This is a genomic window from Geomonas sp. Red32, from assembly GCF_023652955.1.
In the GTDB taxonomy this organism is placed as follows: Bacteria; Desulfobacterota; Desulfuromonadia; order Geobacterales; family Geobacteraceae; genus Geomonas.
In genome coordinates this window covers 404,075-427,434 of sequence record NZ_JAKLOY010000001.1, presented here as the reverse complement: position 1 = coordinate 427,434, position 23,360 = coordinate 404,075, and the positions used below count along the sequence as shown (strand labels likewise).

Below are 23,360 nucleotides of genomic sequence, written 5' to 3'. Positions count from 1 at the left end.
TCAGCTGTGTCATCAGCTGTGTCATCAGCTGTGCCATTCGGGACGTCACCCGCGGTGCCACCAGCGCTGGCGGACCCTGTCAGGCCGCGTCGAGCAGGTCCCGCACGGTCCTCAACAAAAGCTCGGGTGCCACCGGCTTGGCGACGAACTGCAGGTTCTCGGCCGCCAGTCCCTTGCGGGTGATCACGTCGGCGGTATACCCGCTGGTGAAGAGCACCTTGACCGAGGGGGCCAGGGCCCTGATCTCGTCGTAAGCCTCCTTGCCGTTTTTCCTCGGCATGATGATGTCGAGGACCACCAGGTCGATCACCCCGGCGCTCTCCCGGACCCTTTCCACCGCCTGCTGTCCGTCCTCGGCCACCAGCACCCGGTAGCCGAACTTCTCCAGGAATTCGCGCGTCATGCTCCTCACCTGGTAGTCGTCTTCCGCAAGCAGGATGGTCTCCGCACCTCCCCGGACCTGCTCCGAAGCGACCTTCTCGTCCACGATCTCCTCTTGCTTCACGAGCGGCAGGAAGATTTGGAAGACGGTCCCTCCCCCCTGTTCGCTTGCCGCGTCGATGTACCCCCCGTGCTCCTTCACGATGCCGTACACCATGGAGAGCCCGAGCCCGGTCCCTTTGCCGACCCCCTTGGTGGTGAAGAAGGGCTCGAAGATCCTCTGGAGGGTCCGCGGATCCATCCCGGTGCCGGTGTCCGCCACCGAGATGACCCCGTATTCCCCCGCAGCCCCGAACCGCTTCGCCTCGATCCACTCGTCATCCATGAGCACGAATCCCGAGCGCACCGTCAGCGTCCCCCCGGCGGGCATGGCATCGCGGGCGTTGACCACCAGGTTCATCAGCGCCTGCTCGAGCTGCACGCTGTCGGCCATCACCGGCAGCGGCCGGGAGGCGAGGCCGGTCACGAACTCGATATCCTCGCTCACCACGCGCCGCAGCAGTTTCTCAACCCCGAGGAACATGGAATTCAGGTCCACCGCCTTGAGATTGGCTTCCTGCTTACGGCCGAAGGCGAGCAAGCTGCGGGTCAGCTGCGCAGCACGGCTGGAGGCGGCGAGGATGTTGTCGATGTAGTTTCTGAGCGGATCCCCCTCCGCCAGCTTCATCTGCATGAGGGAGGCGAAGCCGACGATGGCGGTCACGATATTGTTGAAATCGTGGGCGACCCCGCCGGCCAGGGTGCCGATGGCCTCCAGCTTCTGGGCGTGGCGGCGTCCGCTGATGTCCACCGCGATCACCCCGATCAGCGGTTCGTCGCCTCCGCGCTCGACCAGGAACCTGCGGGTATCGAAGGTGCGCTGCCCGCCCTCTCCATCGGTGACGGTAACCTCGCAGGAGTCGAAGCGGCAGTCGGAGCGGCCGTGCTGCTGGTACTGGCCGGGCTGGACCTGGAGAGGGGCGAGATCGCCGGAAAAGCCGTGGTAGGCGGCATTGGAGTAGAGGATGCCGTTGCCGAGATCCTGCACGAAGGCGATGGCGGGGAGGTGGTCGAGGAATTCGGAGAAGAGGTTCTGGCTTTCCTTCAGGGCACGGACCACCTTCTCGCGCTCCTCCAGTTCCTCCTTGATCCGCTGGTTCTGGCTCCGCGTGCGCCGTTCGGCGAGGAACATTACCAGCGAGAACCCGGCTACGAAGAGGGTGAAGAGGGAGGCGGTGAGGTAGTAGGTGTGCGCCCTGGTGACGAAGGGGGCCAGCGCGGTCTCCTTCAGCTCGGCGACCACCACGATGAGCGGGAAATCCTGCATGACGCGGTAGCTCGACAGCCGCTTCTTGCCGTCGATGATGGAGTCGACCTCGTAGGTCCCGGCTGGGCGGCGCTTGGCCTCGTCGAAGATGGCGCTCGAAGAGATGTCGATCCCTGCCAGGATCCGGTCGTTGAAGCGCCAGCAGCGGACTATCCGGTCGTCCCGCCCCACCAGCATGATGCTCCGGTCGCTCCCCAGCCCCAGCGTGTCGTAGTAGCTGGAGAAGAAGGTCGGCTTGAGCCCGATCCCGACCACGCCGCCGAAGGTCCCGTCCGGGTTGGTGAGGCGGCGGGTCAAGAAGATGGTGACCGCCCCGGTCCCCTTGGAAATGCTCGGCTTGGAGATGAAGAGCCCGTGGTCGGGCTGCAACTGGTGGATCCAGAAGTGCTCGCGGTCGGCGATGTTGATCGCTTTGGGGAGATCGAGCACGCTCTCCACGAGATTGCCGGAGGCGTCGAAGACCGCCAGCTGCTTCACGGCCGGCTCCCGTTTGGCCCACTGCATGAAGTCCAGCATGCTCAGGGTGATGTTGCCGTGCTCGTGGTACTCCATCTGCAGGTACAGCAGCGCACTGTCGGCCGAGGTCAGAACGCGCCTGGTGTGTTCCTCGAAGGCGCGGGCGCGACCGGCGTTTTCCCGGGTGAAGCGGCTGATCTCCTCGGCGCGCTCGTAGTCGACGCGTTGCACCACGTTCACCCAGGTGGCGACGATGACCATGGCGCCGAAGACGGCGATATGAAGACCGTTGCGGTTGCGGCTGAGGAAGCTCTTCAGGAAGTCGGGGAACACCATGCGGAGGAGACCTCGAGGTTGGGCCGCCCTTAGAGGAGGCCGGTCTGAAAGCAACAGCGGAAAGTGAGCCTTTGCTTACTGAACTTGCCTACCTTAGCACACCATTTTCTGAACATGCAAAGCTATTCGGCGCGGCGCAACAGTGCCTTATTCCTATACGACGGTCAGGAACGATCTGATTGAGAGCTCAGAAAACGGAGGCAGTACTATGAGAGGTTGCGTTGGTGGGAACTGGTAGCATGGTATGGGAGCGGAGATGAGATCAACCGGTGCGGGTGGGAGAGCTAGTTCAGTCGGGAAGAACCGTGACGAGGCCCGTTCTCAGACGGCGCTCCCGTCCTTGAGGTACTCCCTGCGGCCGATGTCGTTGGCGTGGTGGGGCCTCACAGGATACCCATCGTCATGGGGGTGAGCTGGAGATCCTTGAACTTCTTCTGCAAGAATGCGGCGAACTTGCCGGAAACCAGGTAGTTGGGGGCATTTTGGCGGTAGCTCTTCCCCTTTATCTCGAAGACGCGGGCGGCGACCAGGTGGTTGGCCTTGACGAAGCCGACCGCCTCCTCGGAGAGCGAGCTCCTGCCGTCCCACCCCTCCACGTAGTAGGTCCCGACGCTGTCCCCCTCGTTCTCGGCCACCCCGGTGGCATGCGGGATCCGCATCGGCTCCTCGAGCTCGGGGAGTCCGTCCAGGATCCGGTACCCCTTCCTCTTCACGGTGAAGACCTCGTCGACGGCCGGCTTGATGGCGGGGTTGAGGCGGGCGAGTTCCTCGAAGAGCTGGACCCTGGCCACCACCACCTCGCTCAGGAAATCCTGGGCGATCGGGAAATCCGCCACCTCCCTGGAAAGTTCCGGCTCCTCCTCGTCCCCTGCTACCAGGTCGTAGAGGGCGGGCACCGTCAGGTAGTGGACCGGGTGGGCGGCCAGCTCGCCATCCTCCAGCACGAGGTTGAAGCTCTTCTCGTAGGGGAGCCCGGCCTTTTCGAGCCCCTTCTCCGCCTCCTTCCAGAGTTCCTCCTCGAACTTGAAGGCGAAGTAGGTCTCCTCGACTTCGTGGGTGCGGTACTTCTCCTGGAACGCCTTGGCTCCCGGATGGAAGGCGAAGTCCTCCGGGTTCTTCAGCTCGACCGAAAATAAGACAATCTTGTTCATGTTCCCTCACTCGATTTATGGAAGTGTCCAATAGCGGGAATATCGAAAGGGGGGCCTGTTAAGACAAGACCCCCCTCTGTGAGTGTGTGGGACGGCAGCGGCGACCCCGGAGTCAGTGCGGCGCTTCGCTGCCGGTAAGCTGCTCCCCGATCTCCTCTTTGGTTACTCCGGCCCGGGTAGTGGCGAGGTGGCCCCTTCCCGCATTCTGACGGCCCCGCCGGTAAGGACTGGCCGGAGTGGCGGCAGGCTGATCGGCACAGAACATAACGGTAGCTACCACACAAAGGGCACAGATAAAACTGACGCCAAGGCAGACGAAGAGGATGGAGAAGGACATCGGAACCTCCCTGTGAATGTGCCTTACAGCTGCTCTGTCAACGCCTCCGGTAACAACGGGTTCTTATTCTGGGGATGAAAAACTGTAACATGCCGTAATCGTTTTTCAATAAAAATTAAGATAAATTTAATTATCTGTGAAAGCTACAGAGAATCAGCAAGATGCGCTCCTGGATTTCCAGCACTGGCTTAGCGGGGCCGGCGAAGTTCTCTATGACCATGGAGAAGGCGAGCGGTTCGCCGTCGGCGGTGTGAAGGTATCCCGAAAGAGAGGAGACCCCGGTCATGTTGCCAGTCTTTCCCCGCACGTTGCCTTCGGCGGGCGTTCCCGCCATGCGATGTGCCAGTGTGCCGTCTCTGCCGGCGACCGGCAGCGCGTTGTACACGGTGGGGTAGATCCGCTGGTCGCGGTAGATGGCTTCGAGGAGCCGGATGATGGTCTCCACGTTGGTGAGGTTGTAGCGCGAGACTCCGGAGCCGTCGGCGACGAACAGCTTGTCCGTGGGGATGCCGAGCTTGTCGAGATAGACCCGGATGCGGGAGGCGCCGTCTTCGGCGGAGCCTGGCTGGCCGGTGGAGACCATCCCCAAGAGCTTGATCAGGCTCTCCGCCGACAGGTTGTCGCTTTCCTTAAGCCCGAAGGCCACCAAGTCGCCGAGCGGCCGCTTCTTTCTTGCGATCACCCGGCTCTGCGGCGTCGTGAAGTTGGTGTCCAGCCCGGTGACGGCGATGCCGCGGGCCCGGAGGGCGTCCGCGAAGATGGCGAGGGCGATCCGCTCCGGCTTCCAGACCGACAGGTGCTTCACCACCGCGTCCCCCCCGGCGGGAATCACGCCGGAGACCGTGATGACGTTCTCCCGGTCCCCGGGCCGCCGGGTGGCCTTGACGGTCACCTCGTCTCCACGTCCACCGGTCACCGTCCAGTTCTTCACCGTGACCAGCGGGGTTTCCGGCGTCAGGGCTACCTCCGCCGGGGCGTTCGCCTTTTTCCCTGGGGTGACGGTCACCGTCACCGTGTTATGGTCGATCGCCAGCGGGGCGATGTACATCTCGTCCGATTCGGGCTCGTCGTCCCACATCCACCCCTTGCCCCAGTAGAGGTCATCGAAACAGGCGAGGTCCGCCACCACCCGGTACGTCCGGTTGCGCTCAAGCTTCTCCGAGGCGGCGGTGGCCAGCCCGGCGAGGTCGCGGGCGGTCAGCAGGCTGTCCCCGCACCCCTTGAGGAAGATCGTTCCCCGGGCGTCGTCGACGGAGACGGTGGTGATCACCTCCCGCTCCTTTCCCAAGACCGAGAGTGCGGTTGCGGCGGTGAAGAGCTTCTGGTTGGACGCGGGGGTGACGAGGAGCCGGGGATTGTGCTCGTAGAGCGTCTCTCCCGTTTTCAGGGAGGTGACCTTGATGGCGGCGTTGGTGTAGGGGGAAAGCTCGCCGCGGACGATGCCGTCCAGCTCCCGGTGAAGCGGCGAGAGCGCCGGGGAAGTGGTGGGCGGAGGCGGAGTCTGGCCGCTTGCCTGGGCAGGGAAGGTGGGCACGCAGACGGCCAGCAGGGCGGCGACGGTAACGGCGATAGGGGCGGATATCCTCAAGAGATCTCCTTCAGCCGGTGATGTTTTGGAGAGAGATAGCACATTCGCGGGATGGAGTTAAACGTTTTCTCTTTGGGCTGCTACTCGACCGGCCACGGATACTATCTATGCCCGGACGAAGGGGGCATAAGCCAGTGCAACGGAGGCTATCAGTTTCGATGAGCAGTATCTTATTATTGATGCATTAATGGATTCGTTATTTTGTTTGCCGGAATCGAAACATTTGTATACAAAAATACACAGGAACGGCTAAAATGTCACGATTGTTGCTTTAAACCGGTACCATCCGCCCGGTATTCCGCCCGCCATCTCAGTGCGGGAGTGTCCGTTGCCAGCCGCTTTGTTTCCCCGTGACCGAGGTCACCTCCCAGTGGAGGGCGTATGCAGGTTCGCACCCGTTACCTTGTCATCAACCTCATTGTGGTAGCCATCGCGCTCACCGCAGCGACCGCGGTCTTTCTCACGGAACTACGGACCCAGGCGATCCTCGACGCCACGCACGAGCAGGGGGAGCGCCTCGAAGCCTTCAAGGTCCTCTTGCACGAAAAGGGCGACACCTTCGCGATCAGGGACGGCAAGCTCTGGATCGGCAACTACCTCCTGACCGGCAACAACACCCTCCCCGACCACATCCGCGACATCTTCGGCGGCACCGCCACCATCTTCCAGGGAGACCTGCGGGTGGCGACCAACGTCATTGCCGCGGATGGCAGCCGCGCGACCGGCACCCGCCTGGTGGGTCCGGCCCACGATGCCATCTTCAAGTACGGAAAGGAGTACCGGGGCGAGGTCACCATCCTCGGGGTACCGTACTTCGCCGCCTACGATCCGATCAGGGACAGCCACGGGGAGGTCATCGGCGCTATCTACGTCGGCGTTACCAAGGGCGAGTTCCTGGGACTTTACGACGACCTGAAGGGAAAGGTGGTTGTCGGCTGCCTCATCCTCAACGTCTTCCTGATCCTCTTTTCCCTGCTTGCGGTGCAGTTCGGACGCCAGACCACCCGGGCGCTGGAACGGCGCGACCAGAAGATGAGGGCCATGCTGAACGTCATCCCCGATCTCGCCTGGATCAAGGACGAGCAGGGGCGGTTCGTCGCGGTGAACGCCGCCTTTGCCAAGGCATGCTCCCAGACCCCGGAATCGGTGATCGGCAAGAACGATCTCGACATCTGGCCCCGTGAGTTCGCCGCGGCCTACCGGGCCGACGACCTCGACGTCATGCAGAGCGGGATCAGCAGGCAGTTCGAGGAGCAGATCGCCGGACCCGACGGCAGTACCCGCTGGATCGAGACCATCAAGACTCCCGTCCTGAACGAGCACGGCAAGGTCGTCGGGACGACGGGGATTGCCCGCGATATCACCGCGCGCCGTCTTGCCGACGAGGAACTCCGATTCACCAGGTACTGCGTCGAGTATTCCCGGGACGGGATCGGCTGGATTGACGAGAAGGGGCGCTTCATCTACGCCAACGAGAGTCTCTGCAGGGTCTTCGGCCACACCCTCGATGAGATGAAGGAGATCAACGTCTTCGATGTTGTCCAGGAGTACGACCCGGAAAAGTGGGCAGGGCGCTGGGCGACGCTCCGGGAGAAAGGTTCCTTGACCGCCGAGCTTACGGCGGTCTCGCCCGACGGTCGCTCGATCCCGATCGAGGTGAGCTCCAACTACCTCGTGTACAACGACCGCGGGCTCGTCTGCAGCTTCGTGAGGGACATCACCGAGCGGACCCTCTTTGAGGAACAAAACCGCGAAACTCTCTCACTTTTGTCTGCCACCCTGGAATCCATCGTGGACGGCATCCTGGTGGTGGATCTCCAGAAGCGGGTCATCCTGTACAACCGGAAGTATCCCCTGATGGTCGGCATTTCCCAGGCCGTCATGGAATCCGGCGATTACCGTGCAATGGTGGAGGCTGTGCTCGGGCAGATGAAGGATCCGAAGACTTTCGACCGCCGTCTGTCGGAGATGATGGGGCAACCGGAACAGGAATGGTCGCTGCTGATGGAGTATACCGACGGGCGGGTCATCGAGCGGGTCTCCTGCCCGTACCTGCGGGACGGCCGGCTGGTCGGAACCGTCATCAACTTCCGGGACGTCACCATGCAGCGCAAGGTCGAGACGCACCTGCGCAACGCCCAGAAGGTCGAGGCGCTCGGCACCCTCACCGGCGGTATCGCCCACGACTTCAACAACCGGCTGACCGCCATCATCGGGTACGGGACCCTGGTCGGCGCCGACGAGGGGCTGGCGGAGCAAAGCCGGGAATACCTGGACCTGCTCCTCACCTCCGCAGAACGCTCCGCCGAGCTGACCAAGGGGCTTCTCGCCTACAGCCGCAAGCAGGACCTCAACCCGGTGCTCCTCGCCCTCAACACCGTGGTCACCCAGGCCGAGAAGTTCTTCCCCTCCATCATCGGCGAGAACATCGAGCTTTCCGTCGAGCTTTCCAAGCAGACCCCGATGATCAAGGCGGACCGCGGCCAGCTGGAGCAGGTGCTCTTCAATCTGGTCGGCAACGCGCGCGACGCCATGGACGGGGTGGGGCGGCTCACCATCGCCACCGGCTCCGCTTCGATAGATGAGCGCTTCATCGACGAGCAGGGGTACGGCACCGAGGGGGAGTACGCCATCCTCACCGTCACCGACACCGGGGCCGGGATCGACGCGTCCACCCTGGAGCGGATCTTCGAGCCGTTCTTCACCACCAAGGAGGTCGGCAAGGGGACCGGGCTCGGTCTTTCCATCGCCTACGGCATCGTGAAGCAGCACGAGGGGTTCATCAACGTGGTGAGCCAGCCCGGAGTCGGAACCACCTTCTGGGTATATCTCCCGCTGGTGGCGGGAATAGCCCAGGATCGCAACGGGGGGGAGGGGGAGGTCCGCAACGGCAAAGGGGAGACCGTGCTGTTAGTCGAGGACGACGCCGAGGTCCGCCTGATGTTCCGCGAGGTGCTGCTTCGTCACGGCTACCGCGTGATCGAGGCGGTCGACGGCGCCGACGGGGTAGTGAAATTCCACGAACGCGGGGCCCTGGTCGATGTGGTCATGATCGACGTGATCATGCCGCGCAAGAACGGCTGGGAGGCCTACAACGAGATCAAGAAACTGCGCGGCGACGTCCGGGCCATCTTCATCAGTGGCTACACCGACGATATCGTCACCAAGGCCGGGCTGGCGGATAAGGGCCTGCACTTTCTCCAGAAGCCGGTCTCTCCGGGAAAGCTCCTGGAGAAGCTGCGCGAGGTGCTCGATCAGTCGTAGCCGGTATGGGACGACTGCTTCGGGATTGGATCATCAGTCACTCGGCATGAGATAACCCGTTACCTGGCATGAAAAAGGCCCCCCATTCCATTGCGAACGGGGGGCCTTTTCTGTTTCAGGCTGCCGGGGGCTCTGGATCAGCCTCCGCCTGAGAGCGTTACGGGGCTGCAGAGACTTTGCGGGTCGTGAGCTTTCGCGCCGCATTTGCTGCAGAAAACGGTGGCATCGGAAGAGAGCTTGTTTATCAGCTTGCTGCTGTCAATCGCACAGATCTTGCTGTGACCTTGAGACGAACTTCCTTTCATCGTGTACACCTCCTCGAAGTGGCACATCCCACCTCTCATGACCCTCATTATACACTACAACAGTCAGAGCAGGGGTGTCCGCTTCGGCTGAGACAGTCCACGACGGAAGCTGTGACTGAAAGATGCTCAGCCCTGTCACATGAGCAGAGGTTTCGGCGTGGAGTCGCTGCTCGGCGGCAGGATCGGGAACATGACCCGCGGCTGCTTTCCGGTCAAGGTGCGGAGAAAGGCGACGATCTCCTTCTCCTCGCCAGGCTTAAGGCTTATGCCGAGCTGGGACGATCCCATGATGGTGACAGCCTGTTCGAGCCCCCAGACCTTTCCGGAGTGGAAGTACGGGGCGGTCAGGGCGATGTTACGCAGCGAAGGAGCCTTGTAGACGTAGCGGTCGGATTCCGTTTTGGTCACCGCGTAACGCCCGACGTCCGATGCCGGGCGCACTTCGCTGGCCGGGGTCTCCTTGACGCCGAACGGGAAGTAGCCGGCTCCGCCGAGGTTGACGCCGCCGTGGCACGCCGCGCATCCCTTGTCCATGAAGAGCTTGAGCCCGCTCTTCTCGCTGGCGGTCAGTGCCTTCTGGTCCCCCTTCAGGTAGCGGTCGAAGGGGGCTCCCGGGGTGATCAGGGTCGCCTCGAACGCCTCGATGGCGCGGGCAACGTTATCGAAGGTCACCGGATCGGAATCGGCCGGGAAGGCCTTTTTGAAAAGGGGCGCATACCCGGGGATGCTCTTCAGTGTCGCCACCACCCGCTCCGGTTTGTTGTTCATTTCCACCCCGGCCTGGACCGGCCCCTTGGCCTGCGCCTCGAGGTCCTTGGCCCTGCCGTCCCAGAACTGGGCGGCGTTGAAGACCGCGTTGAGGACGGTCGGGGCATTGCGGGGACCCTTTTGCCAGCCGTGGCCGACCGAGGTTTCCTGGAGATCGACCCCTCCCAGCCCGAGGTTATGGCAGGATGCGCAGCTGATCAGGTTCGATGCGGAGAGGCGGGGATCGAAGTAGAGCATCTTGCCGAGCTCTACCTTGACGGGGGACGTCTGGATCTTCGCTATCTTTGGAGGGGAGGCGGGGAGTGGCGAGAAATACCCGCGCGCCTTTTTGAGGGTGCCGTCATCGCCCCAAGCCAGGGCGGTGAGCATCAGTACCAGAAAACAACCGGGAAGTAACCTTCGCATAATACTCCTCCTTCTGTCGTTTCTCGCCTGACAGTATCGCGCACAGTGCAGGCGGATCATTGACTGAGACTTGTGTCTTCGAGACAACCTGACAATTCTAGATCGGTCTCTGCGACTGTCCAGAGCGAATGCGCAAAGAGAGTGCCGCAGAAAAGTTTTTAGGAGGACCAGCAGGGGGCGTGGCGCTACGGGAGGTGGGGTAGGGAGGATTCCCCGGGCACCCTCTATGGAGAGAGTCCCGGGGGCTTCGGCAGGGTTGAGGGGGACGAAGGCGGCGTCAGTTGTCCTCGGCTCTCTCGTGGTGCCGGAACGGGCAAAGCGATACCGCGGCGGTCAGTGTCCAGAGGAATGCTACGGAAAGTACGATGATAGTCATGGGTCAGGTCCTTCTTTCTAGAGCTTCGCCGCTTTGGGGAAGAGGATGTTGTTTTCCAGGTGAACATGCTTGTGGAGGTCGTCCTCGAACTCCTTGAGTTTTTGGTAGGTGACCATGAAGGTGTTGCAGACGTCGCCCGGCACACGGTAATTGCCGGAAAGGTCCCGGATGGCATGCACCGCCTCGCCTATCTCGTCGTGCTCGTGGGTGACCGTCGTCAGCGTCCCCCTGAGGGATTCGAGATCGCCGGAGTCGGGAGCCGCCCCCGCTTTCCTTTTGTCCGACAGCTTCTTGATGGCGGGGAACAGGATTTCCTCCTCCTCGCGCAGGTGAAGCGTCATGTCCGCGGCAATCTTGGAGAAGATTTCCGCGATCTTTACCACCTCGGGATGGCGCTCGCCGTGAACCTGGGCGATTTTGGCCGCGTAGGCCTCGATGGTCGCCATGCTTTCCTTGAGGTAGGCGTGGTGGGTGTTGACGATATAGTCGGCGAGGAAGGGAAGCTCCCACGCGTTATAGTTGTGGCTACGCTCGATCGGTTCTGCCGAAGCCTTTTCGAGCTCCTGGCCAAGCTCGCGGGCGTCGATCCCCTTTTCGTGGCAGAGCTTTGCCACCGCGATGTTGCCACCGCAGCAGAAATCTATCCCGTATTTTTCAAAGACCCCGGCCGTTCTGAAATCTTTGGCGACAATTTCGCCGACCGTCACAGTTTCGGTAATTCCGGCATTCTCTTTCATGGTGTCTGGCTCCTTGGCCGCCGCTGGGCAGCCGCCTTTCGAAGGGTAACAATCCCTTTGTTCCTGAGGTCATGGTAGCACCAGTGGAGAAAAAAATTATGATCCAGGTCAAAGAACCCCTCCTTCTTCCGCGATGTGCTCGGCCGATCCCCTCGTCCCTTCAAGGGTACCGTGGGGGTGAGGGAAGTTTTAGCCCGGCGCCCCCTCTTTCCGCGGTCTTCTTGACGATCTGGACGAAGGTGAGAAGATCTATTCGGCTCCCTCGGACGATCGGGCAATAATCGAACAGGATTGGAATACCGCTGTCTGTTTTTGCGGGAGTACGATGCAATCATGGCAGGGGGAGGATATGGGCACCCGGAGGGGGAGGGTGGCCGGATGCCGCCTTAGAATTTCAGCAAGGGAGGAAACAAGAATGCAAAAACGAAAACTCGGTAACAGCGGGCTTGAGGTTTCCGCGCTGGGGCTGGGCTGCATGGGGATGAGCTTCTCCTACGGCCCTCCCAAGGACAGGAAAGAGATGATCGCCCTTTTAAGGGGCGCGGTGGAGCGGGGAATCACCTTCTTCGACACCGCCGAGGTCTACGGCCCCTTCGTCAACGAGGAACTGGTCGGCGAAGCGCTCGCCCCCGTGCGTGACCGGGTGGTGATCGCCACCAAGTTCGGCTTCGACATAAGCCCCACCTCCGACCCCCGCGGCATGACCGGCGGTCCCAAGCTCAACAGCCGCCCCGAGCATATCAGGTCGGTCGCCGAAGCCTCCCTCAAGCGGCTCCGGACCGACAGCATCGACCTTTTCTATCAGCACCGGGTGGATCCCGACGTTCCCATCGAGGAGGTCGCCGGGGCGGTGAAGGAACTCATCCGGGAAGGGAAGGTGAAGCATTTCGGGCTCTCGGAGGCGGCCGTCCAGACCATCCGCCGCGCCCACGCCGTCCAGCCGGTGGCCGCGCTCCAGAGTGAATACTCGCTCTGGTGGCGGCGCCCCGAGGCGGAGATCCTGCCGGCCCTGGAGGAGCTGGGGATCGGCTTCGTCCCCTACAGCCCGCTCGGCAGGGGATTCCTCACCGGCAAGATCGGCCCGGACACCACCTTCGACAGCGAGGATTTCCGGACCAAACTGCCGCGCTTCACCCCCGAGGCCCGGCAGGCCAACCAGGCGCTGGTCGATCTCCTCGGCACCATCGCCAAGCGCAAGAAGGCGACCACCGCACAGGTAGCGCTCGCCTGGCTTCTGGCTCAGAAGCCGTGGATCGTTCCGATCCCCGGCACGACGAAGCTCGATCGTCTGGAAGAGAACATCGGCGCGGTGACCCTGGAGCTGACCGGCGACGACCTCAACGAGATTGATCGGGCCGCGTCCTCGATCCACGTCCAGGGGGAGCGTTACCCGGAACAGATGGAGAAACTGACCGGCCGCTAGCCCACCGGATACCCTTCTTCTTCCGCCTCCTCTTCCCGCAAAAAAGCCACCGGTCATGTGACCGGTGGCTTTTTCTTGTCGTGCTGAAACCAGCAATGCTGTTCACGAGATGTTAAATAATTACTTGTGATTTTATGGTGATATGGTATACATTTTGGCCCTTGAATTTGGCAGTTAATATTGGCGTACCTTGCAGATACACCTGATCAGTGTGTAAAAATGTCGTATACACTATGTAGCTGTTACTGATTGGCATGTGCTGTATACAGTATCTTTCATTGCACGTACAGATGAAAAGCAATGTATCGCCACGGTATCGGAGTGAATAACAGTAGTGGAAATGACCATTGTAAAAAAGATCACGGTACTCACCGTCTGCATAGTTGTTACTGCCGTCACTGTTACAACCTACCTTTCCCTTGCCAAGATGCGCCAGGAAATGGTGCGGGTCGCCACCACCTCGCAGGAAAGCAGGATCAACACCTTCTGGGAGCTGGTCAGGCAGAAGGGGCCCCTGCACATCGCCGGAAACCGCCTGCTGGCCGGGGACTACGTCCTCAACGACGATAACGAGCTTCCCGACAAGGTGGCCAAGATCTGCGGCGGGACCGCCACCGTCTTCATGAACGACGAGCGGATCGCCACCAACGTGATCAAGGAAGACGGCAGCCGCGCGGTGGGGACCAAGCTCAAAGGACCCGCCTACGACGCGGTCTTCCGCAAAGGTGAATCGTACCGCGGCATCGCCCCCATCCTCAACATCCCCTACTTTACCGCCTACGACCCGATCCGCGACGCCGGCGGCAACGTCATCGGTGCGCTCTACGTCGGGGTGAAGACGGCCGATTTCCTGGAATCCTTCGAGCACACGCGGCTGGTGGTCATCGCCCTTGCCCTCGCCTTCACCCTGGTCGCCAGCAGCATCGCGGTCTGGTTCGCCCGGCTGGCCCTCGCCCCGCTCGGCGAGGCGGTAACCGTCACCGGCGCGGTGGCCCGGGGAGACCTGACCGTGCCGATCCCGGAAGGGGGACGGGACGAGGCCGGGAAGCTCCTCGAATCGCTGCGTACCATGGTGGCGGGGCTTTACGGCATGATCGGCCGGGTGACCAGGTCGACCGGAGCCATCGAGGACATCTCGGACCGGCTGGCCTCCGAGGCCGATCACGCCCTGGCGGCGGCCCAGCATCAGCAGAGCAAGGTGGCGGAGACCGCCGCCCACGTCGAAAAGATCGCCGGGAAGGCGAAGGAGATCGGCGCCGAGACCGAACGGCTCGCGCAGGCCGCCTCGGAGTCCTCGTCGTCCATCCTCGAGATGACGGCGAGCGCCGAAGAGGTGGCCCTCAACGCGGAGAAGCTCACCTCGCTGGTCGGGGAGGTGACCGCGGCCATCATGCAGAGCGCCTCCGCCACCAGCGACATCGGGAAACATACTCGGGCGCTGGTGGAATCCTCTCTGTCGACCGCCTCCTCCATCATGGAGATGGAAGCGGCCACCAACCACGTCCGGGGCAACGCCCTGCAGACGGCGGAGATTGCCGCTTTCGTCGAGCGGGACGCCCAGAAGGGGGCCGAGGCGATGGCCGACATGCGCCAGGGGATACATGACATCCGGACCGCCTCCGAGGTCACCAACGAGGTGATCGCCAACCTGACCGCGCGGACCAAGGAGATCGGCGCCATTTCGTCGGTGATCGACGACATCGCCACCCGCACCGCGCTCTTGGCCCTCAACGCGAGCATCATCGCCGCCCAGGCAGGCGTCCACGGCAAAGGGTTCGCGGTGGTAGCCGGCGAGATCAAGACCCTGGCAGCCGGGACCGCCCGCTCCACCAGCGAGATCGCCGATCTCATCTCGGCGGTCCAGAAGGAGACCGAGCGGGCGGTGGCGGTGATCCAGGAGACCGATCACCGCATCGCGGCCGGCGAGGACCTGAGCACCCGCTCCAGTGCGGCACTGGAAAAGATCGTCACCGGGGTGTCGAGCGCCCGCAGCCACATAAGCGGCATTGCCACCGCCACCGAGGAGCAGGCGCGAGGGACCACCCTGATCCGGCAGGCCATGGACCGGGTCACCGATATGACGGAGAAGATCGAGAGGGCCATCCATGAGCAGGCGGCGGCCAAGGAGGCGATCCTTTCGGCCTCGGAAAACATGAAGGACCTCGCCACCCAGTTCCGCGCCGCCACCCGCGAACAGAGCAAAGTCGGCCGTTCCATCGCCGATTCCATGGTCGATGTTTCCGCCATGTCGAGGACCATCGAGTCGGCCTGTGCGGCCCAGGCCCAGGGCAGCCTCCAGATCGCGGCGGCGGTGGCCGAGATCGGCTCCGATGCCGAGAAATGCCTCCAGGCTGCGGCGCTTTTGGAGATGGGGGCCCAGCACCTCACCGGGCAGGTCGACGTCCTCCAGGAGGGGACCGGGGCGTTCAAGCTTTAAAAGTAGCAGCGGCAGGATTAGGCGTGGATTCTTCTGTGATAGTTACCTTGTGAAATGATATACTTTTAATATCAGGAGAGGAGGTGACTGTCATGAAAGGGATGAAAATGCCGGCGGAACCGAAGAAGAAACTGACGGCGGAACACGCCACCTTTACGCCGATCGTTCCCCAAAAGCACGAGACGATGATGCGGCGTGAACCGAACCACAACGTCCACGTGATAACCGCTCACGGTAAGATCCAGGCAGGCAGAAAAGGACGTTCTGTCTAAGGACGCTGGACTGAAATAGACACTCCACTGGCACCTGCTGGAGGAAGCAACCGGGATACCCGAAAGGGCCCGGTTTTTCTTTGCCTTGTCATCGAGAAACTTCTCCCGCTGCTCGTGACACCACCACAATGATGCGGTATAAGTTTTCCACGGCGATTTGCCTCATACAGTCCATTACCCCGGCTTAGTCTAACGGCGATGTTCCTATGAGGGAAAACGGTTTCGGAAAAGTGGAGCACCTTATGGAGCAGGCACCATTAAACGAGCCGGGCCTGGTGGGACGGGAGGCGGAAGGGTTCTCCCGGCGGCTGGTCGCCGTCACCATCTTCGTCAATCTCCTGGTCTCCGTCATCGTCGGTTATGCACTCCTGCGGAGCCATCGTCACCACTGCAGCCTGGCCGTCATCACGACCAAGAACATGGCCGCCGGGATGGAAGGGAACCTTTGCAACATCCTCGACAAGATCAACGTGGGGCTGGCTGGGGTGGCCCACGAGGCCGAGGAGGAGATCGCGGCGGGGGGGATCGAACAGGGCCGCCTCAACAGGTACATCGGAGGCGAGCTTCCGCTCCTTCCGGAGTTGTACGGCATCCGGGTCACCGATGCCATGGGGGACATCCGCTACGGCCTGGATCCGCCGCTCGGAGTCACCACCACCGTTGCCGATCGCGAATACTTCCGGCGCCTGCGTGAGGCTCCCCACGGGGAGATGATCATGTCCCGGCTTTTGAGGGGGAAGGTGTACGGCAACTGGGTGCTGGTGCTCGCTACCCGGATCAACCGGCCCGACGGCTCCTTCGCCGGCGTTGTGCTGGGCCTTTTCGACGTGAGCTACTTCGAGAAGCTGCTGGCCCACCTCGATATTGGGCCCCACGGCGCCATCGGCATCCGCGATTCCGATCTCAACCTGGTGGCCCTCAAGCCGAAAGGAATCGAGCCGGGAAGCCAGATCGGCTCCGACGTCATCTCGGAAAAGACGCGCGAGATGATCAGGCTGCACCCGGTCACCGCTACCTACAATACGGTCTTCGCCCGCGACCACCAGGAGCGGACCGTTACCTTCCGCAAGGCCGCCAACTATCCCTTCTACGTTTTCGCGACCGCCTCCCCCAGCGATTACCTCGCGCGCTGGCGCAAAGAAGCCGCCATCGAGCTAGCCTTGCTCGGAATCTTCATGATAGCCACCGTGGTGGCGGCCCGGACGCTGCGCCAGGGTAAGATCAGCGAGATGCTGCGTGCCCAGGCCAGCCGCTACGGTAAGGAGATGGAACGGCGCAACGAGGAGCTCAACGCCGCCTTGTCGCGCGTGCGCCGGCTGGAGGGGATCATCTCCATCTGTTCCTATTGCAAGAAGGTCCGCACGGACGAGCAGTCGTGGGAGCAGGTGGAGAAGTACATCACCGAAAACTCCGATGCCACCTTCAGCCACGGCATGTGCCCGGCCTGTTCCGCCGAGCAGACCCGCCTTTTCCACCAGAGCCTCGGGAGATTCGAGAACCGGAGTGGCCGGGGTGCGGAAGGAGAGGATGGCGGCCGGGGTACGAGTAAGGAAAACGGGGAGGGGTAGAGGGGCAGGCACCGCCCATCCCGGCACCGGTCACCAGTCCCCTCAAGGGGCGGGGATCACCCGGTCACATATTTTTTCACGGTCCGGCGGTCGAGGCCGGTGCGGCGGGCGACCTCCTCGTAGGTCCCGAAACGCCGGTAAAGCATCGTGCAGTAGTTAGTCAATAGCCCTTCCGCGTCGTAGCTCCCCTCCGCTATCCCGGCGGCCAGCCGGCCGGCCTCATCAATTTTCTCCCCCGTTTTTCTCCCCTGGTAGTGTCCCGTCAGGATGATCCGTTTTGCCGCCTGTTCCAGCTCGCGCACGTTCCCCGGCCAGGGATAATCCCGCCCGAGATCCCGCTCCAGCACCCGTTTCACCAAGTGCCGCTCCCGCTCGGAAAAGGCCCCCGCCAGCCGCGACAGGATGCTCGACAGGAGCAGGTCGAGCTCGCCCGTGTCCTCGTTCAGGCGCTGGCGTAAGGGGGGAAGGGTGATCTCGTCCGAGCAGAGGCGGTAGTAGAGATCGTCCCGGAAGGTGCCGCTGCCGCAGAGCTCGTTGAGGGAGCGGTTGGTCGCCGCGATGATCCGGCCGCTGAACCTTTTCGGCTCATGGCTCCCGACCGGGAAGAAGATCCTCTCCTGCAGGACTTGCAAAAGCTTGACCTGGATGGGGGCGCCGATGTCGCCGATCTCGTCGAGGAAGATGACTCCGTGGGGGGCGCAGCGGCTGAAGAGGCCGGCATGGTTCTCGATGGCCCCGGTGAAGGAACCTTTCTGGTGGCCGAAGAGTTCCGACTCCAGGACCCCCTCCGAATACTGGGAGAGGTTGATGGAGACGAAGTTCCTGGTGAAACTCTCGGTGAAGGTCCCCTTGACCGGATCGTAGGGGATGAACCCCGAGCGTCCGATGGCCGCGGCCGCCGCTCCTTTGCCGGTTCCGGTCTCTCCCAAAAGAAGGAGCGAGAAGTCCTCCATCCGGTTCCAAAAGCGCGACTCGAACCACCTGATGTCGTGGGTGAAGACGCAGTCCCACAGGTGCTTCCTGAGCTCCCGCATGGAAGGCGAGCTCCCAACCAGGCCGTTCTTTATGAAAAAGTAGGCACGCCTAAGCTGGTAGAAGATCGAGAAGAAGCGTACCGCCTCCTGGCTGGCAAATCCGAACTGCGCCAGCTCGGCCAGGACTTTTCCCGCAAAGGTCACCCTCCTCGGGGTGTCTCCCGCCTCCGTCTGCAGCTGGATCAGCCGGTCGAACTCCTCCGCGTAGCGATGGAAGACGTGGAAGAGGAAGAAATTCTGCAGCGTCTCCCGCCGTTTTCCCTGGTAGCGGCGGAGGTCTCCCTTTCCCTGGCTCACCAGGTCGGCCACCCGCTCGTCGACGCTCTTCACCACCGCGTCGAGGACCGTCTCGGCGGGGGCATCCGGGGCCGCTCCTCCGATGACCAGGTCGAGGTCGCCGCGGGCCTTGCCGAACGGGTTGGAGAATGCCGCCTTCGCTACCTGCTCCAGGAACTCCCAATCCGATACTGTCATATCTCTCCCGGTTGTCATGCATTTTATGTACTGCAACTGTACAAAATATGTCAACGCAAATCACTGTCAATATCCTCTCTTTCATTGTCTCTTCCAGCATTGTCTCGGCGAAACAGACTGTTAGAGGATAGCTGCCATTGTCGGCACGGTTGCTGTAATAGCTGAGAGTAACAACGGCAAAACCATCAGGCACCGCACGTCAAGGAGCCGCACCGTGGAAGAGAAAAACATCATCGACATCCATTGCCACACTGCCGGAATCGGCGCAGGCGGAAGCGGATGCTTCATCTCGAAGGAGCTGCGGGATAGCTGGAAGTACCGGACCTATCTCCGAGCCTTCGGAGTGACTGAGAAGGAGATCCTGCGGGACGGGGACGAGCTGATCATACAGCGGCTTTCCGCCACCCTCGCCGAGTCGAAGCGGGTCGCCGCCGCGGTCGTCCTCGCCATGGACGGGGTCGCCGGCGAAAACGGGGAGCTCGACAGCGCGAGGACGGAGATGTACATCCCCAACGAGTTCGTCGCCGCCCAAACCGCCCGCCATTCCAACCTCCTTTTCGGGGCCAGCATCAATCCCTATCGCCGCGACGCCATCGAGCGGCTCGAGCGCGCCAAGGCCGACGGGGCGGTGCTCATCAAGTGGCTCCCCTCCATCCAGCGCATCGACCCCGCCGACCTGCGCCTCATCCCCTTCTACCGGCGCATGGAGGAGCTGGGGCTGCCGCTTTTGACCCACACCGGGGAGGAGAGCTCCTTCACCTGGACCCGCAACGAGCTCGGAGACCCGGAGCGGCTGCGGCTCCCGCTTCAGCAGGGGGTGCAGGTAATCGCGGCCCACGCCGGGAGTAACGGCCGTAACGGCGGCGAAGCTAACCACCCCCGTTTTCTGCGGCTTTGCGGCGAGTTCCCGAACCTCTACGCCGACATCTCGGCGCTGACCCAGATCAACCGCTTAGGGCACCTCTCCCGTCTCCTGAAACACCGCGAACTGCACAGCCGCCTGCTCTACGGCACCGACATGCCTCTGCTCAACACCGCCATCGTGCTGACCCCGGCTTTCGTCTTCCGGCTGCCGCCAGCCAAACTCATCGCCATTTCCAGGATCGCCAATCCCTGGGACCGCGACGTGGCCCTCAAGGAAGCGCTCGGCGTCACCGGCGGGATCCTCGCCAACGACCCCTTCTCCATATCCAAAGGAGGTACGAGATGAAAGAACACAAGAAATCCACCGGCCTGGGGTGGCTCAACCTGACCCAGTTCCTCGGCGCGCTCAACGACAACATCCTCAAGCTCGTCATGGTCTTCTTTCTGATCGGCAAGGGCGCCGCCAACGCCGGGACCATCACCGCCATGACCGGCGCCGCCTTCGTGCTCCCCTTTCTCCTCTTCTCGGCACCGGCGGGCTCCCTGGCCGACCGCTTCGCCAAGTCGCGCGTCATCGTCGCGGTGAAGCAGGTGGAGGTGGCGGTCACCGTGCTGGCGGTCGCCGCCCTCCTGGCAGGCTCAGAATACGGCATCTACGCTGCCGTCTTCCTCATGGGGAGCCACAGCGCCATCTTCGCCCCCGCGAAGTACGGCGCCATTCCCGAACTGGTCAGCCAGGACGAGCTTTCCCGGGCCAACGGGCTGATGGAATCGTGCACCTTCGTCGCCATCATCGTCGGCACCGCCCTTGCCTCGGTGCTCACCGGTTTGGCCGTCGGACGGGCCTGGCTCGCCGCCTGCGCCTGCGTGACGATCGCGGCGGCCGGGCTGTGGTCCGCCGGACGGATCCCTCCCACCGAGGCGGGCGCCCCGGGCCATCGCATCGATCTCTTCCCCGGCCACATCTTCGCCACCCTCGCCGGTATCCGCCGGGACCGGGACCTGCCCCTGGCCATCGTGGGGCTCGCCTACTTCATGTTCATCGGCGCCTTCGCCCAGCTGAACCTGATCAGCTACGGCATGGAGCACCTCGGCCTGACCAGCGCCCAGAGCGGCTACCTCTTCCTGGCCGCCGCCCTCGGCATCGGCGCAGGCTCGCTCCTCGCCGCCAAACTCTCCGGCCGCGACGTCGAGTTCGGCATCGTCCCGATCGGGGCCGCCGGACTCACCCTGGCACCGGTCCTCTTGCACGCGGCCCCGGCCACCCTCCCGGTGTCGCTCTCGATCATCGTCTTCTTCGGGGTCAGCGCCGGACTTTTCAGCCTTCCGCTGCAGACCTTCATCCAGCTTCGGGCCGAGCCTGCCAGGCGCGGCGAGGTGCTGGCGGCCTCCACCTTCGTCAACTGGGTCGCCATCCTGATCGCCTCCGGGGTGACCTGGCTCTTCAGCGGCCCGCTCGGGCTCTCCGCCGCGCAGTCCTTCAGCCTGATCGGGGCGCTCACCCTGCTCCTTACCGTGGTCACCTTCCGGGTGCTCCCCGACTTCCTGCTCCGCTTCATCGCTCTGGCCGCCATGCGGACCTTCTACCGCCTGCGCATCGTCGGCGGCCATAACCTCCCGGTCGAGGGGGCGGCGCTTTTGATCCCCAACCACGTCACCTGGGTGGACGCCCTCCTCCTGTACGCCACCTGCCAGCGTCGCATCCGCTTCGTGCTGGAGCGGCGGATCTACAACACCCCGGTGCTTCGCTGCCTCTTCAAGCTGATGGGGGTGATCCCGGTCTCCTCCGGGGACGGCAGGAAGGAGATCCTCGAGTTCATCAAAAGTGCCCGCACCGCGCTCGACGACGGCTACCTCGTCTGCATCTTCGCCGAGGGGGAAATAACCCGCAACGGCATGCTGCGCGAGTTCCGCGGCGGCTTCGAGCGGATCGTCAAGAACTCGAGCCACCCGATCATCCCGGTCTACATCGGAGGCGCCTGGGGGAGCATCCTGAGCTACGCGAACGGCAAGCTCCTCTCCCGTCCGCCGGCCCTCTCCCCGTACCCGGTAACCATCCTGTTCGGAAACCCGATGCCTGCCGGGAGCAGCGCGGTGGAGGTGCGCCAGGCGGTGGCCGAGCTCTCCTGCGATTACTTCAATGCGAAGAAGGCGCAGCGCATCCCGCTGGAGGCACGCTTTCTCGCCACCGCGAAGAAGAACTGGAACCGCCGCGCCGTTTCCGACAGCTCCGGCAAGTCGCTCACCTATGGCCGCACCGCCGTCGCTGCCCTGGCCCTGGCCGGGCGGCTCGAAGGGACGGTCGGTGAGGCGGAGCGGGTCGGCCTGCTCCTTCCGCCGAGCACCGGCGGCGCGCTCGCCAACCTCGCCGTTACCCTCCTCGGGAAGGTCCCGGTCAATCTCAACTACACCGCCGCCGAAGGCTCGCTGCGCTCGGCAGTCAGCCAGTGCGGCATCACCACCGTGGTCACCTCGCGCGCCTTCCTGGAGAAGCTCCCTTCCCTGCCGGTGCTGCCGGGGACGGTCTACCTGGAGGACGTGGCCGCGGCCATCACCGGCCGGGAGAAGCTCCTCTCCCTTCTCAAGGCGCGCCTTTTGCCGGTGCGGTTCCTCTGCCGCAGGCAAGCCTTCCATGCCGACAGCGTCGCCGCCATCATCTTCTCCTCCGGGAGCACCGGCGATCCTAAGGGGGTCATGCTGACCCATCACAACATCATGTCCAACATCGAGGCACTGAGGACCGTCTTCCGGGTAAACCTGAACGACAACATCTGTGCGGCGCTTCCCTTCTTCCATTCGCTGGGCTTCACCGGTACCCTCTGGTTTCCGCTTTTGAGCGGCTTCTCGGCCGCCTACCATCCCAATCCGATGGACGGGGAAAAGATCGCCGAGATCGTGCGGGAGCAGAGATCGACCCTGCTCCTGGCCACCCCGACCTTCCTCCTCGCCTACCTGCGGCGGGCCAAGAAGGAGGACTTCGCAAGCCTGAGGCTGGTGATGACCGGGGCCGAGAAGCTCAAGGGGAAGCTGGCCGACGCCTTCGAGGAGAAGTTCTCCATCCGCCCCCTGGAGGGATACGGCGCAACCGAGCTGTCGCCGATCATCTCGCTGAACGTGCCGGACGTGGAGATCGACGGCGTGCGGCAGCACGGGGCCAAGGAAGGGAGTGTCGGGCATCCTCTCCCCGGCGTCGCCGTCAAGGTCGTCGGCCTCGAGAGCGGGGCGCCGCTCAAGCCAGGCGAGGCGGGCGCCATCCTGGTCAAGGGCCCCAACGTGATGCTCGGGTACCTCGGCCGGGAGGACAAGACCGCCGAGGCGGTGAAGGACGGCTGGTATGTCACCGGGGACATCGGAACCATGGATGACGACGGCTTCGTCCGGATTACCGACCGGCTCTCCCGCTTCAGCAAGATCGGCGGCGAGATGGTCCCCCATGGCGCGGTCGAGGACGAGCTTCTCGCCTGCGCCGGCCAGCCCGGCACCGTCGCGGTCACCTCGGTCCCCGACGACCGCAAAGGAGAAAAGCTCGTGGTCTTGTACGTGAAGGATGCCGCCGACGCCGAAAGGCTCCAGAGCTGCCTGGCGGAAAGCTCCCTCCCCAACCTTTGGAAGCCTGCCCGGGACTGCTACCTCCCCGTCGACAGCCTCCCCGTCCTCGGTACCGGCAAACTCGACCTGCGGGCGTTGAGGGCGCTCGCCCTGGCCGCCAGGGGGTAGGGGGTCTGCCCGGTCGGCTAGGACGGAGGGAGCAGTGAAGAGCCGCGGCGCCTGGCCTGCCGGGGGAGGGCAACGGATCCGGTATGGTAGACTTTGAAAGC

14 protein-coding genes are annotated in these 23,360 nt (G+C 63.1%); 7 read left to right on the top strand and 7 right to left on the bottom strand.

All coding sequences use genetic code 11. The features are described 5' to 3' along the window. Nucleotides 1–79 precede the first annotated feature (79 nt). The 4 genes from L4X63_RS01925 to dacB all read right to left on the bottom strand — a co-directional run bounded on the left by L4X63_RS01925 (nucleotide 80) and on the right by dacB (nucleotide 5,615). Nucleotides 80–2,539 (bottom strand): hybrid sensor histidine kinase/response regulator family protein, encoded by a 2,460-nt coding sequence (locus tag L4X63_RS01925; protein WP_250676893.1) that lies wholly within the window; start codon nucleotides 2,537–2,539, stop codon nucleotides 80–82. Between the two features lie 383 nt (nucleotides 2,540–2,922). Beyond that, nucleotides 2,923–3,690, bottom strand: coding sequence for a hypothetical protein (locus L4X63_RS01920; protein WP_250676892.1), 768 nt, complete (start codon nucleotides 3,688–3,690; stop codon nucleotides 2,923–2,925). A 112-nt stretch (nucleotides 3,691–3,802) separates the two neighbouring features. Beyond that, nucleotides 3,803–4,027, bottom strand: a complete 225-nt coding sequence (locus L4X63_RS01915; protein ID WP_250676891.1) for a hypothetical protein — start codon at nucleotides 4,025–4,027, stop codon at nucleotides 3,803–3,805. Between the two features lie 130 nt (nucleotides 4,028–4,157). Then, nucleotides 4,158–5,615: a D-alanyl-D-alanine carboxypeptidase/D-alanyl-D-alanine endopeptidase gene (dacB, locus tag L4X63_RS01910; RefSeq protein WP_250676890.1), complete on the bottom strand. Its 1,458-nt coding sequence runs from the start codon at nucleotides 5,613–5,615 to the stop codon at nucleotides 4,158–4,160. A 381-nt stretch (nucleotides 5,616–5,996) separates the two neighbouring features. Here dacB and L4X63_RS01905 point away from each other — a divergent pair, with 381 nt between their 5' ends. Further along, nucleotides 5,997–8,879, top strand: a complete 2,883-nt coding sequence (locus L4X63_RS01905; protein WP_250676889.1) for a PAS domain S-box protein — start codon at nucleotides 5,997–5,999, stop codon at nucleotides 8,877–8,879. Between the two features lie 440 nt (nucleotides 8,880–9,319). Here L4X63_RS01905 and L4X63_RS01900 read toward each other — a convergent pair whose 3' ends face one another. After that, on the bottom strand, nucleotides 9,320–10,357 hold the full coding sequence (locus L4X63_RS01900) for a cytochrome-c peroxidase (RefSeq protein WP_250676888.1): 1,038 nt from the start codon (nucleotides 10,355–10,357) through the stop codon (nucleotides 9,320–9,322). A 393-nt stretch (nucleotides 10,358–10,750) separates the two neighbouring features. After that, entirely contained in the window at nucleotides 10,751–11,470 is a 720-nt protein-coding gene (ric, locus tag L4X63_RS01895) for an iron-sulfur cluster repair di-iron protein (protein ID WP_250676887.1), read from the bottom strand. Between the two features lie 415 nt (nucleotides 11,471–11,885). Between ric and L4X63_RS01890 the strand changes: the two genes are divergently transcribed. The 4 genes from L4X63_RS01890 (at nucleotide 11,886) to L4X63_RS01875 (ending at nucleotide 17,170) form a co-directional block, all read left to right on the top strand. Next, nucleotides 11,886–12,893, top strand: coding sequence for an aldo/keto reductase (locus tag L4X63_RS01890; RefSeq protein ID WP_250676886.1), 1,008 nt, complete (start codon nucleotides 11,886–11,888; stop codon nucleotides 12,891–12,893). 340 nt (nucleotides 12,894–13,233) lie between these two features. After that, nucleotides 13,234–15,330 carry a methyl-accepting chemotaxis protein gene (locus L4X63_RS01885; protein ID WP_250676885.1) on the top strand — a complete coding sequence of 699 codons (2,097 nt, stop codon included), beginning with the start codon at nucleotides 13,234–13,236 and terminating at the stop codon, nucleotides 15,328–15,330. Between the two features lie 92 nt (nucleotides 15,331–15,422). Then, nucleotides 15,423–15,602, top strand: a complete 180-nt coding sequence (locus tag L4X63_RS01880; protein ID WP_250676884.1) for a hypothetical protein — start codon at nucleotides 15,423–15,425, stop codon at nucleotides 15,600–15,602. A 242-nt stretch (nucleotides 15,603–15,844) separates the two neighbouring features. After that, nucleotides 15,845–17,170: a PDC sensor domain-containing protein gene (locus L4X63_RS01875; protein WP_250676883.1), complete on the top strand. Its 1,326-nt coding sequence runs from the start codon at nucleotides 15,845–15,847 to the stop codon at nucleotides 17,168–17,170. Nucleotides 17,171–17,226: 56 nt separating this feature from the next. Here the strand turns inward: L4X63_RS01875 and L4X63_RS01870 are convergent, their stop codons facing one another. Continuing rightward, nucleotides 17,227–18,678 (bottom strand): sigma 54-interacting transcriptional regulator, encoded by a 1,452-nt coding sequence (locus L4X63_RS01870; RefSeq protein ID WP_250676882.1) that lies wholly within the window; start codon nucleotides 18,676–18,678, stop codon nucleotides 17,227–17,229. Nucleotides 18,679–18,892: 214 nt separating this feature from the next. Here L4X63_RS01870 and L4X63_RS01865 point away from each other — a divergent pair, with 214 nt between their 5' ends. Together L4X63_RS01865 and L4X63_RS01860 are read left to right on the top strand one after the other, a co-directional pair. After that, nucleotides 18,893–19,888, top strand: coding sequence for an amidohydrolase family protein (locus L4X63_RS01865; protein WP_250676881.1), 996 nt, complete (start codon nucleotides 18,893–18,895; stop codon nucleotides 19,886–19,888). Continuing rightward, complete coding sequence (locus L4X63_RS01860; protein ID WP_250676880.1) at nucleotides 19,885–23,259, top strand: acyl-[ACP]--phospholipid O-acyltransferase; 3,375 nt, start codon at nucleotides 19,885–19,887, stop codon at nucleotides 23,257–23,259. Before L4X63_RS01865 ends, L4X63_RS01860 begins: the two co-directional genes overlap by 4 nt. The last annotated feature ends 101 nt before the right edge of the window (nucleotides 23,260–23,360 follow it).